Origin of the sequence: Gordonia sp. GONU (assembly GCF_024733855.1) — a bacterium.
GTDB classification, from domain to species: domain Bacteria; phylum Actinomycetota; class Actinomycetes; order Mycobacteriales; family Mycobacteriaceae; genus Gordonia; species Gordonia amicalis.
Genome location: NZ_JANRHB010000005.1, coordinates 133,541 through 146,102, shown reverse-complemented (window position 1 = coordinate 146,102; position 12,562 = coordinate 133,541). Strand labels below are relative to the sequence as shown.

At 68.6% G+C, this 12,562-nt stretch carries 9 protein-coding genes; 2 read left to right on the top strand and 7 right to left on the bottom strand.

The annotated features are described in order from the left end of the window. Positions 1-6: 6 nt before the first annotated feature. The 4 genes from NWF34_RS07255 to NWF34_RS07240 are packed head-to-tail and all read right to left on the bottom strand — an operon-like array spanning position 7 to position 6,727. Positions 7-1,665, bottom strand: a complete 1,659-nt coding sequence (locus NWF34_RS07255) for a glycosyltransferase family 39 protein (protein ID WP_258324530.1) — start codon at positions 1,663-1,665, stop codon at positions 7-9. Continuing rightward, positions 1,662-3,242 (bottom strand): glycosyltransferase, encoded by a 1,581-nt coding sequence (locus tag NWF34_RS07250; RefSeq protein ID WP_375295630.1) that lies wholly within the window; start codon positions 3,240-3,242, stop codon positions 1,662-1,664. Before NWF34_RS07250 ends, NWF34_RS07255 begins: the two co-directional genes overlap by 4 nt. Continuing rightward, positions 3,239-4,771 (bottom strand): hypothetical protein, encoded by a 1,533-nt coding sequence (locus tag NWF34_RS07245; protein WP_258324528.1) that lies wholly within the window; start codon positions 4,769-4,771, stop codon positions 3,239-3,241. The genes NWF34_RS07250 and NWF34_RS07245 overlap by 4 nt, the downstream gene beginning before the upstream one ends. 6 nt (positions 4,772-4,777) lie before the next feature. Beyond that, positions 4,778-6,727 carry a hypothetical protein gene (locus tag NWF34_RS07240; RefSeq protein ID WP_258324527.1) on the bottom strand — a complete coding sequence of 650 codons (1,950 nt, stop codon included), beginning with the start codon at positions 6,725-6,727 and terminating at the stop codon, positions 4,778-4,780. Between the two features lie 201 nt (positions 6,728-6,928). On the opposite strand from NWF34_RS07240, the gene NWF34_RS07235 reads away from it, so the two are divergent. Further along, positions 6,929-7,732 (top strand): alpha/beta fold hydrolase, encoded by an 804-nt coding sequence (locus tag NWF34_RS07235; RefSeq protein ID WP_258324526.1) that lies wholly within the window; start codon positions 6,929-6,931, stop codon positions 7,730-7,732. A gap of 16 nt (positions 7,733-7,748) precedes the next feature. On the opposite strand, the gene NWF34_RS07230 is transcribed toward NWF34_RS07235, so the two are convergent. Then, positions 7,749-9,302, bottom strand: a complete 1,554-nt coding sequence (locus NWF34_RS07230) for a carboxylesterase/lipase family protein (RefSeq protein ID WP_258324525.1) — start codon at positions 9,300-9,302, stop codon at positions 7,749-7,751. 64 nt (positions 9,303-9,366) lie between these two features. Between NWF34_RS07230 and NWF34_RS07225 the strand changes: the two genes are divergently transcribed. Next, positions 9,367-10,161 (top strand): LamB/YcsF family protein, encoded by a 795-nt coding sequence (locus tag NWF34_RS07225; RefSeq protein WP_258324524.1) that lies wholly within the window; start codon positions 9,367-9,369, stop codon positions 10,159-10,161. Between the two features lie 13 nt (positions 10,162-10,174). Here the strand turns inward: NWF34_RS07225 and rlmB are convergent, their stop codons facing one another. Next, positions 10,175-11,125 carry a 23S rRNA (guanosine(2251)-2'-O)-methyltransferase RlmB gene (gene rlmB / locus NWF34_RS07220; RefSeq protein WP_006435661.1) on the bottom strand — a complete coding sequence of 317 codons (951 nt, stop codon included), beginning with the start codon at positions 11,123-11,125 and terminating at the stop codon, positions 10,175-10,177. Then, positions 11,125-12,516, bottom strand: a complete 1,392-nt coding sequence (gene cysS / locus NWF34_RS07215; protein WP_258324523.1) for a cysteine--tRNA ligase — start codon at positions 12,514-12,516, stop codon at positions 11,125-11,127. The genes rlmB and cysS overlap by 1 nt, the downstream gene beginning before the upstream one ends. Positions 12,517-12,562: the final 46 nt, after the last annotated feature.

Below are 12,562 nucleotides of genomic sequence, written 5' to 3'. Positions count from 1 at the left end.
TCGTCGTCATCTCATGATCTGATAGACACGCCAATCCGGCAGGTCCGCACCGTCGTTGCGCGCCTCGAGGACGAGTGCCCCGATCTGGGCACCGTTCTCGTACATGGTCGGATATCGCTGGTTGATCGCATCCGCCACACCTCGACCCTCGACCGGAACGGTGAGGAAGTACCTGACACCGAGGTCCGCGGGAGCGTTGAGCCGTTGGGCGAAGTCCCGGTCCGACGGGATGACGAACTGTCGCGGCCGCTCGGACTGCACGACCACCGCGAATCCGTAGACGGTGTCGCACAGGACCGAACCGTCCGGTAGGGCAAGCCCGTCGAGGTACTCGGCCAGAGCACGTTCGGTGGAGAACGAGCGGACCACGCGTTGTTCGTCGAGGTACTTCTGCTGAACCGAATCCGGTTGCGGGTTCACCACCGATCCCAGCGCGAATTCCTGCGGGGCGTACTTCGGTGACGTCATCCCCATCGCGGTCACGGGCAGCGCCGACGCCATCACCACGATGGCCACGGTGCACGCGATCGTGTACCCCCACCGCGATGCGTAGGGCCGCACAGGCGCCGGGTCCGCGTGGGCGCCCGCGCGACGCATCGGGATCGGCCGGCGCAGCGGGACCGACATCAACGCCACGATGGCGGCGAGGAGGATCACCGTCATGTAGAACCGCAGGAAGCCGAAGGTCGAACCCCGCGCGTAGCCGAAGACCTGGAAGGCCAGTACCGCCACGATCATGAGCCCCGGCAACAGGGGTGACAGCCGGTGGCGCCGCGCACGCACGCCGATCAGCCCCACGACGAGGATCGGCAACAGCGGCGCGAGAATGGCCAACTCGGTGATGGAGAACCAGATGGCTTCGCTCGTCGTCGACGATCCGCTGCCGCCGGATTGCGCGATGATGGCGGCGTTGCCGTACTCGGAGGTGAACTGTGCGAACGCGTTCCCGGTGATCAGCCAGCCGGTCGCCGCCCAGGCGAGGAAGGCCAGCGCGCTCGGGGCGACGACGAGGGTGATGTCGACGAGGCTTCGCGACAGACGTTTTCGCCCGTCGCGGCGGCGGTAGGTGACCCATCCGACGACGCATCCGGCGGCCAGCGCGGCCGCCCCGCCGTCGTAGCGGGTGAGGTAGGACAGTGCGAGCGCGATTCCCGCGACGACGAGCTCATGTACGTCATCGGTGGAGACCCAGCGGATCAGGCGGCGCGACGCCCAGGCGAGAAAGAACAGGTACGGCGCCTCGCTCATCCCGTTGGCGCCGTACAGCACGACCATCGGATTCGCCGCATAACAGATCGTGAAGACCGCGGCGACAACCGGATCGAGACCCCGATCGCGAGCGATACCCGAGATCTGGACGACCGAACCGGCCATGAACATCGACGACATGATCACCGCCGACAGCGCGTGGGTGGTCATCTCCGGCCACCACGGGCTCAACGCGACGAGGGGCAGTTGCACCACCGCGGTCAGCGGGGTGAAGACGAAGCCGATGGCCGACAGATGCGGTGTCCGGCTGAACAACACGCTCTGCGCCGACTGGACCCTGGACAACGCATCACCGAAGAAGAGGTGCACCTCGGTCGCCAGATAGACCCCGATGATCAGATACGGCAACCAGGCGGCCAGGAAGATGAGGACCCCGACCCGAAGCCGCCGGTTCACGTGGCGCCTCCGGGCTCTTCCCCACTCGTGCCGTGTGCGCCCTGCTCACCGGGATCGTCCGCCGCGGATCCCTGATGGCTGGTCGACAGGCCGTGGAAGGTCTTCTCCCAGTACGACGGATTGACCAGGATCTGCCACATGCCCTTGATGGCCGCGACGCTCATCATCAGCCAGTACAGCGGGATCAGCAACGCCGAGAACAGCAGTTCGCTCCGGTCGTCCTCCCGGATCGCGATCAGGTTCATGTATATCGCCGCACCGTTGCCCAGCAGCATCGAGACGAGCGCGAGGTAGTAGATGGGTCCCGGGAAGAGGTCGACGACGATCAGCGGCTGCCCCGCGATCCACAGCGCGAGGATCAGCCAGAACACCATGTTGACGCACGCGATCAACGGCGTGCCCGCAATGAGTAGCGTGAACCGGACGAACGCGACGGGCCCGAGGATGTGCCACAGCTTGACCGGGTGACGCATGTGCACGAGCCAGGTCTGCATGTAGCCCTTGTACCAACGGGATCGCTGGCGCACCCAGTTGATGGCGTCGACGTTGGCCTCTTCCAGCGTGATCGAGTCCAGCACGACCGTGCGGTAACCGTGGTCGGCGATCCGCACCCCGAGGTCGGCGTCCTCGGTGACGTTGAAGGGATCCCACGCCCCGATCCGGTCGAGCACATCGCGTTTGAAGTGATTCGACGTGCCGCCCAACGGAATCGGAGCCCGACTCACCATCATCCCGGGCAGCAGGAAGCCGAACCAGATCCCGTAGTCCGCGGTGAACCACTCGGTGAGCATGTTGTCGCGGACGTTGTGGAAGCTGAGCTTGCCCTGGACGCACACCACCGACTCGTCGTCGGAGTTGTTCAGCACGTAGACCGCACGACGCAGTTGCAGGGGATCGGGTTTGTCCTCGGCGTCGAAGATGGTGACGATGTCGCCGGTCGCGAAGTGCATGCCGAAATTGCACGCCTTGGGTTTGGTTCGCGGTTGTGCCGGCGGTGTGAGGACCACGGTGACAAGGCCATTCGCCTCGACCCCGCGTGCGGCTTCGATCGTCGGCTCGTCGTCCTCCTCGAGCAGCAGTAGGACCTGGAGCTTCTCGCGGGGGTACTCGATGGTCTCCATCGCGGCGACGAGGTCGCCGACCACCTCGGGCTCACCGTATGCGGGGACGAGGACCGTGTAGCGGGGAAGTTCCTCGTCGGGGATCGACCGGGCCTGCTCGTCGCTGACCCGGATGGCCCCGTTGACCAGTCCCCGCCGGAAGATCACCAGCCGATCGGCGAGAGTGACGACGTAGGCGACGGTCGCCGTCGACACCAGTACCGCGCAGGTCCCCACCGGGAAGAAGACCATCAGCACCGCGATGACGCCGAGCAGTGTGAACCCGATGATCTTCTGAATCCGGTTGAACGCCATCGATGCCGACATGTCCGCATCGGCCTCGCGCAACCGGTCGACGGCGTCGCGGAGCGCTTCCGCACGGTAGTCCTCGTCGGCGAGCAGTTCGGCGACCGGCCGCCGGGGCCGCGTGCTGCGTGCCACCCCCGGCGCGTCGGCGTCGCGTTCGTCGATGGTCACGGCTCGGCCCTCGCGGAGTCGACCAGTTGTGACCGCACCAGCCCGCCGGCGAGGCCCACCAGGAGATCGCGATCCTTGAACTGCGGATCGGTGTCGAGGAGAACGGCGTTGCCGCGCAACATGATCGTCATGAGCGAGTTGAGGTTGGCGAGGATGGTGATCCGCGGCTCCGGGAAGTACGCCGTCGCCTCATGATCGTCGACGGCCCAGATCATCACCTGTTGCGTCCGGCGCCCGTTGTTCCACCACCACGAGACCACCGTGTAGGTCAGGTATCTCGCGTCGTCGACGACACTCCACATCCGCCCGCGAACTCCGAAGGGCAACGCGACGTCGACGGGTTCGCTCGAGCGTTCGTCGGACAGGTCGTAGCGGAAGATGTCGGGATACACCTCGAGCGCGAGCGGTCGCCGGGTGTCGACGCTGTCGACGACGACACGGCGCGGGCGCGCGAACTTGTCGAACGCCCGGCTCCCCCGGCTCTGGACGAGCACCTGTCGGTTGAGGACCGCACCCGGACCGTACAAGCGGGTGACCCAGCCGTACGTGCGAACCGATTCCTGCCGCCAGCCCGGCGGGATGTCGAGCTGTCCGCCGATCTCGAGCTGCGGGTAGGTGTTGCTCTGCCAGGTGCTGCCGACCGGCGGGGTGGGTATGCACGCCAGCACGATCGCCGCGAGGACCACCACCAGCACGGGCCGCCCGACGAAGACGACCGTCGGTTCCTCGACCTCCCCCCGCGCCGGCGGTGACCATCTCCGTCCGCCGCGGCGCCGGTAGCTGACCAGCATGATCCCCACGGTCACGACGGCCGCGATCAGAGCCGGCCCGGGGACGAGCACGGTGCGCGGCGCCTCGAGTGCGTTGAGCACGAGCAGCGCGAGAAGACCCACCGCACCGGCGATGAGCGCCGCGACCGCCTTGCGTCGCCAGGTGCGGCCCACCGCCACCGCCGTGGCGGCGACAGCCATCAGCACCAGGACGAATCCGGCGGCCAGCGACGTGCCGCCGAGTGTCAGCACCAACACGCGCACCGGGATCGGGAAGATGAGCAGGAACACCAGCCAGGCCCACTTGTAGCGGGAGACCGGCCGCAGACCGAACAGCAGGATCGACGCTCCGAGCACGAACATCCACAGCGCCAGCAGATCCATGTGCGACGTCAGATAGGCCCGCCCGTAGCGCGGCGTGACGAGAAGTTTGCCCGTCACCGCCAGGACGATCACCACGATCCCGACGATCACGTCGGTCTGCCGGTCGTGGATGGGCGGCTCGTCGAAGTCGCGCCACGAGACCCCGACGACGGCGATCAGGCTCAGGACCACCAGCACCGGCACGTACAGGATGAGTGTCTGTGCCCGCAGTTCGTCGATCACCGCCGCGATGGTGTTCCAGAAGCCCAACCCCGTGCACGCCACCAGCAGCACCCACCGGAACGCGATGACCCGCCATGGGTGACCGCCGAACAGCGGCGTCTCGGGACGGGAGAGTGTCGCCATGGCGACGACCTGTGAGGCGGTCACGGCCATGCGCGTTCAGTCCCCGGGAGAGGTGCGCCGCCGACGCCGCAGCAGGAAGGTCGCCAGTGCTGCCGCCACCACCACGACGCCCACCGCGGCCACGGCGACGGTGCCCCACGAGGTCCCGCTCGACGACTCGGATCGATCCGGTGCCACCTGGTCGGCGACCACGACGACCGGTTGCTGACCGGCCACCTGCAGGACGGCGTCGCCCGCGAGGGACGGCCACCGGTCGGGGTCGGCGTCCAGCCAGGTCAGTAAGGCATCGAGGTCGGCTGCGGTCCCGGTGGACGTCGCCAGCAGGACCGACCGTCCGTCCTGCCGCGCGACCTGTAGCGATCCGAAACGTACGGCCGGATTGAGGACGACGTTCGAGCGTTCGCCGTCGGCGTCGAGCACCGAGAGCGTGCCCCCGGTCGCCTCGACGGGGAGCGGCAACTCGGGTACCCCCTGTCCGTCGGCGGCGACGATCACGACCGGACCGTTCGAGGACATGGCGTCGGCGACCGGCATGACGTCGATGCCGAGTCGGACCGTCGACAGTCGCTGCAATCCGGTCATCAGCGCCACCGCGCGGCGGACGTCGTCGACGCCGCCGTCGGTCCAGGCCAGCGCCGTACGGGGCATGAGTGCCTGCGGGAGGGAGGCGAAGCCGGACGGCTGCGGCGGGTCGGCGACCTCGGATCGGACCTCTCCGCTCGAGGCGAGGCTGAGGGAAGTCCGTGTCCCGGTGCCGCATCCCTCCCCGACGTCGGGATGGTTGTAGGTCACCGTGATCTCGGTGAACCGCGCCAGGAGATCGTGCGGGATGTCGACCCACGTGTTGTACCTGCCGGACGGCTCCGCGGGCACGGAGGCGATCACCCGCGGCCCGACGGTCACCGCGATCTGACCGCCGAGCGGGGTGTAGGTGCCCGACAACTGGACTCGGACGTCCTTGGAAGGTCGTCCCAGTCTCGCCTGGTCGATCCCGAAGGAGATCGACGGCCATCCCGCGGCAGCGGTGACCAGTTGATCGCCGACACCCAGGTCGGCCAGTGTGCTGACCGCCGGCGCGAGTTGCGGTGCGGCAAACGGTGCTCCGGCCACGGCAGCCGAACTCATCGCGATGCTCGACAGATCCGAGGTGAGGAACTGCACCTGCGTCGCCAGCTCCTCGGGGTTGCCGCCGATTCTCAGGACCGGCCATCCCGCTCCCGGTCCGAGACTCAGGCCGGTCGGCGCATCGGTACTGATGACGACCTGCCGTTCGAGCGGGCCGACGGCAGCGGCCGGCCTGGTCTCGTTCCGGGGCAGCGACGCGGTCCGGATGTCGACGGCCGCCGAACCGTAGTTCGCGACCACCGCGGTCGCGAGTTGCACGGCCGCGGCACCTTCCGCGGGTTTCACATCCTCGGGGACGTAGATGGTCAGGGCGCGCAGGATCGGGGGCAGGAATCCGGCGACTCTCGCCGGTGTCGCCTCCCGGCCGCCGTAGGCCACGACCGCGTTGACGATCCGGAATCGGTTGTCGGCGTCGAACTCACAGGAACCGGCGGTGCGCAGGTAGGTGCGCAGGACGATGTCGGCGGAATTCCGGTCGAGGCGCAGACCTCGGAGGGACAGGGCGATCGGCGAATTCACCGCCGGGTCGATCGGCGTCCGCGAGATGAGTCGATCACCTTGCAGCACATCGACATTCCCGCCGGTGACGAACGACGGGAACTGGACGGTCCCGCGGATCTCGGTGGGGGTGAGGTTCGGCGGTACGGCGAGCGAGAGGCTGACCTCTCCCTGTTGCCCCGGAAATGCGATCGTCGATGACGAGCCGAGATCTCGAAGACTCAACGGCGGTGGCGGGTCACCGGGCACGGCGACCGCGGGTGACGCCGAGAGGGCTCCCACCGATGCACTACCCGCGATGAGCAGGCCCGCCAATCCGACGCCCACCGCATGTTTCCAGCGACCCAGGCAGGACACGTGCAATTCTCCGTTCTCCTCACGCGACCCCGACCCTCACATCGCACCACACCTGAGTAGGGAAGCCGGCGCAGGGTGTCCGATTCGACACCTTTCATCCGATCCGCGCACCGATGTCGTTGCGAGTCGCGAACGTTCCACGGAGCCGCAGCGTTGTCTGCGACGATGGCCTCGGAGCACCCGAGAACACCCGACCAGAGGACCAGCATGCGCCCAGTTCACGTCGGCGACGAGATCGACGGCGGCGTGTATGTGGATGTCGCCGGGACGACGCTGTGGCACTTCTCCGAAGGCAACCCACAGGGCGCGCCGACCGTGCTCTTGCACGGCATCTTCGCCTCGGCGGCATCCTGGGGCGCGCAGGTCTCCGATTTCCTCGACGCCGGACTGTTGCTGTTCATGCCCGAACGGCCCGGTCACGGTCACAGTCCCGACACCGCCAGCGACTTCACCTGTGCGTCCATCGCCGAACGCACGATCGCCTATCTCGAAACGGTCGTCGGACGTCCGGCGAATCTCGTCGGCTGGGGCGACAGTGCGGCCGTCGCACTCGTCATCGCGCGGGACCGTCCCGATCTGGTGAACCGCGTGGTGGCCGTCGGCGGTTACCTCAATCCCGGTGGTCGCCGGATCGACCGATTCGTCCAACTGGTGATGGACCGCAATCCGGTGACCGTCGAGTACCTGCGTACCCACCACGTCGAGATATCCCCCGATGGTCCCGAGCACTTCACCGTCGTCTACGACAAGACGATCCGGATGCTCGCCTCCGAACCCGACTATGCGGTGGCCGATTTCGCCGACGTACCGGCATCGGTGCTGCTGGTGGTCGCCGATCGTGGGCTGGTACGCATGGAGCACGCGCTGGAGATCGTCCGAACGCTGCCGCACGCTCGGCTCGCGGTGCTGCCGGGGACCCACATCCTCCCGGTGGAGGCACCCGAAACGTTCAACCCGCTGGTGCTGTCGTTCCTCGCGGCCGATCCGCCCACCGAGTGGCTACCGGAGTGACCGGTCGCGTCGGCGGTCAGGCCTGCGACGGTGCGTGCACCCGGTTCCAGGCCTGGCGCCGCAGGGTGTCGGGATCGGTGACGACGCGGTCCGGGTCGTTGATGACCAGGACCTTCCGCTCGGCGGTCGTGTAGCCCGGCCAGCCGAGACCGGGGTCGCCGGTGCGGGCGAAAGCAGCCCAGCGGCCCTGCACGCTGTCGGTGACACGACGCGTGCCCGGCCAGTCCGCGATCGCGAGCCCCGCGCCCATCGGCGCGCGGTAGGCACCGAACACGGTGAACAGTTCCGTCGCGTGGGTCGCGCCGAAGCCCGTCGCGTCCAGGACCTTGGTCCGATAGTCATAGCGGTACACGTAGGTCGGCGCGACCTTGCTGTGCCCGTCGGCGAAGGCACTCATCGGTGCCCAGAAGATCGAGTCACCGGCCAGGCGGATCCGGTCGCGGTCGCCGTTGGAGTAGTGGGCGGCGATCTCGCGGCGGACCTCCTCGTCCTCCACCCGCATCAGCATGCGTTCGGAATCGGGCAGGACATTCCAGAGTTTCGCGAAGAGTCTCCCCTCGTCCTTGTTGCTGCCGATCACCAGCGGCACCGGCAGCGTCAGGCCGTCGGCGGCCGCAGCGAGCGGCGAGCGCGGCAGCAGATCGCCGTCGACGACGGGCGCGAACGGGATGGACCCGCCCGAGGACTTGGTCGCGAACCGCATGAGACGGTTGCCCGCTTCGAGCAGCAATGCGGGATTGGGTGTGGTGAGAAGGCGTTGCGCCTCGGCCAGGTCGATGGGGTCCTCGGTGCGCTCCATCGAGGTGTTCCGACGTTGCGGATCGCGGAGGATCCGGACGAACTCGTCGGCGTAGACGGTCGCGGCGTCCTGCTCGACCACGAGTTCCGGGGCGGGACTCTGCGCGATGGCGTGATGGAACAGGCCGGTGGCCTCCGGAGCGGACAGCAGGGCGAGCACCGACGACCCACCGGCGCTCTCGCCGAAGACGGTCACGTTGTCGGGGTCACCGCCGAACGCGGCGATGTTGTCCTGCACCCATCGCAGCGCGGCGATCTGGTCGCGCAGACCCGCGTTGGTGTCGAACGGCCGGTCGTCCGTGGCGAACTGCGAGAGATCGAGGAAACCGAAGGGACCGAAACGGTATTGGATCGTCACGACGACGACGTCCTGGGCACGGGCCAGGAAGGCGCCGTCGTAGAGCGGGGTCGCGGCGGTACCGAGGATGAAGGCGCCGCCGTGGATGAAGACCATCACCGGCCGCGCCGTCGACGACGCGACCTCGGGTGAGAAGACGTTGAGCGTGAGGCAGTCCTCGGCCATCGGCGCGAACTTCCCCGGCGCGACGGCGGTGAACCGCTTCTCCTGGATGGCTGCCTTGGCGAGTCTGGTGCAGTCACGCACGCCGGGCCAGTCGTGGGCCGGTTCGGGCGCGCGGAACCGGCGGTGGGCCACCGGGGGCGCGGCGAACGGAATGCCTCGCCAGCTGATCGTGCCGCGGCGCAGCCGCCTTCCCTGTGCGCCACCGACGACGCCGTTGACCGTGGTGACCTTGGTGTCGAGCAGTGCCATACCCCCACCGTAGACGAATCGCCTGTTACGTCTGCTCAACCGGCGCAGATCTAGAATGTGGCCCATGACCGCCGACAAGGCCCGCTCCGACAAGGCCACCGTCGAACCGGCACGCGCTCGCATCGATCTCAACGCCGACCTCGGCGAGGGAGTCGGCGACGACGAGACGATGCTGACCATCGTGACCAGCGCCAACATCGCGTGCGGTTTCCACGCGGGGACGCCCGCGGACCTGCTGGCGACGTGCCGGGCGGCCGTGGCCGCCGGTGTCCGCATCGGCGCCCAGGTCTCCTATCCCGACCGCGCCGGCTTCGGCCGCCGGTTCATGGAGATGTCGACGCCGGACCTGATCGCCGACCTCGTCTATCAGATCGGCGCGCTCGACGCCCTCGCCCGATCCGTCGGCGGATCGGTGACCTACGTGAAACCCCATGGCGCGCTGTACAACACGGTCGTCCACCACGAGCAACAGGCCGACGCGGTGGTCGCTGCGGTGCGCGACGTGAACCCGGGTCTGGCGATGATGGGGCTACCGAACTCGGAGATTCTGGCCCGCGCCGAACGCGCCGGGCTGCGGATCATCACCGAGGCCTTCGCCGACCGCGCCTACACCCCCACGGGGACACTCGTTCCGCGCACCGAGCGTGGCGCCGTCCTCTCCGACAGCGCGGAGATCGCACGGCGGGTCGTCGAGATGACCACCACCGGACGCCTGACGGCGATCGACGGCACGGTCGTCGCGGTCGACGCCGATTCGATCTGTCTGCACGGCGACACCCAGGGCGCGGTCGGCCACGCCCGTGCGGTTCGCGAAGCACTCGCGCAGGCCGGTGTCGAGGTCGGTCTCACCCGGTCGTGAACCGGCGCGCGGACTACCGCCGGCGCTGGCGTGCGAATTCGGCGAGCACGACGCCAGCCGCGACCGACGCGTTGAGGCTCTCGACCTCCCCGGCCATGGGAATCGACAGGATCGAGTCGCAGCTCTCGCGCACGAGGCGCGACAGGCCCTTGCCCTCCGATCCCACGACGATCACCGTCGGACCGGTGCCGTCGTAGTCATCGAGGGTCACGTCGCCGCCGGCGTCCAGACCCACGAGCTGCGCCCCGGAGTCGGCCCAGTCCTTGAGCGTCCGGGTGAGGTTGGTGGCACGCGCGACCGGGAGTCGTGCGGCGGCACCGGCGCTGGTCCGCCAGGCCACCGCGGTCACGCTCGCGCTGCGTCGCGCCGGGATCACCACGCCGTGCCCGCCGAAGGCGGCCACCGAGCGGATCACCGCACCCAGGTTGCGCGGGTCGGTGATGTTGTCGAGCGCCACCAGCAGCGGCGGGGTGCCGCTGGCCTTGGCGTCGGCCATCAGATCGTCCGGATGGGTGTACTCGTACTCCGGCACCTGCAGGGCGATGCCCTGATGCATTCCGTTGGTGGACAACCGGTCCAGCTCCGGCTTGCCGACCTCGAGGATGGAGATCGCCTGATCGCCGGCGATCTTGACCGCCTCGGCGACACGCTCGTCCGGTTCGGAGTTGGTGGCGATGTAGAGCGCCGTCGCGGGCACGCCCGCACGCAGACACTCGACGACGGGGTTGCGGCCGAGCACGTACTCGGGACCCTCGTCCTTCCCGCGCACGCCGCCCCGGCCGGTGCCCGACTTCGCCGCGGCCTTCGCCCGCTTGTGAGCGGGGTGGTACGGGCGGTCGACCGCCTTCGGGGTGGCGCCGCGGGCCTCGAGACCGCGTCGCCGCTGGCCGCCGGACCCGACGACCTGCCCCTTCTTGGTGCCCGACTTGCGGATCGCACCCTTACGCTTGGAATTTCCTGCCATCACGCCTCACCCTTCAATGCCCACTGTGCACCATCAGGGGTGTCGGTCACCTCGATGCCGGCCTCGGCCAGACGATCCCGGACCGCATCCGCGGTCGCCCAGTCCTTGGCGGAACGCGCGTCGGCGCGCCGTTGCAGTTCGGCGCGCACCAGCACGTCCAGTGCAGAGGTGGCGGCCGAGTCGTCGGCCGCACCGGCCCACTGATCGTCGAGCGGGTCGACGCCGAGGATCCCCATCATGCCCCGCACCGACGATGCGGCGGCCAGCGCGGCCGCCCCGTCACCCGATTCGAGTGCGGTGTTGCCCTGACGGACGACGTTGTGCACGACCGCGAGAGCCGCCGGGACGCCGAGATCGTCATCGAGCGCGTCACCGAAATCGGGGTCGATGTCGCCGACGACCACATCGCCCACGCGGGCGGCGACACGTTCGACGAAGGACTCCACCCGCCGGTAACCGGCGGCCGCCTCGGTGAGCGCACCCGGCGAGTACTCCAGCATCGACCGGTAGTGCGCACTGCCGAGGTAGTACCGCAGTTCGACGGCACGGACGCGCTGCAGCATCGCGGGGATCGACACCACGTTGCCCAGCGACTTGCTCATCTTCTCGCCACCCATGGTGACCCAGCCGTTGTGCAGCCAGTACCGCGCGAACGGGTCTCCGGCGCCGTGCGCCTGGGCGATCTCGTTCTCGTGGTGCGGGAACACCAGATCCATGCCGCCGCAGTGGATGTCGAACTCGGCCCCCAGCAGGCTGGTGGCCATCGCCGAGCACTCCAGATGCCAGCCGGGGCGTCCTGGGCCCCAGGGGGTCGGCCACGACGGCTCATCGGGCTTGGCCGCCTTCCACAGCGTGAAGTCGCGGTGGTCGCGCTTGCCGGTGCCCGCGCTCTCGCCCTGGTGCACGTCGTCGAGCTTGTGCCCGGACAGTGCGCCGTAGTCGGGGAGGCTCCGGACGTCGAAGTAGACGTTGCCGTCGGCGACGTAGGCGTGGCCACGCTCGATCAGGCGCTGCATGTACTCGACCATCTGGGTCACGAAGCCGGTCGCCCGCGGTTCTGCCGACGGCGGCAGGACGCCGAGCGCGCGGTAGGCGTCGTCGAAGGCGCGCTCGTGCGTGGCGGCCCACTCCCACCAGGGACGGCCCGCGTCGGCGGCCTTGCGGAGGATCTTGTCGTCGATGTCGGTGACGTTGCGGACGAACAGCACGTCGAGGCCCTGGTGGCTCAACCAGCGGCGCAGGATGTCGAAGGCGATACCGCTGCGGACGTGGCCGATATGGGGAACACCCTGCACCGTCGCGCCGCACAGATACACCGATGCCTGGCCTGGGCGCAGCGGCACGAAGTCGCGCACCTCTCGGGAGCTGGTGTCAAAAAGGCGCAGGGTCACGACCGGCCATCCTACCGGACCACGGACGGGCCACCGACCGCCCGAG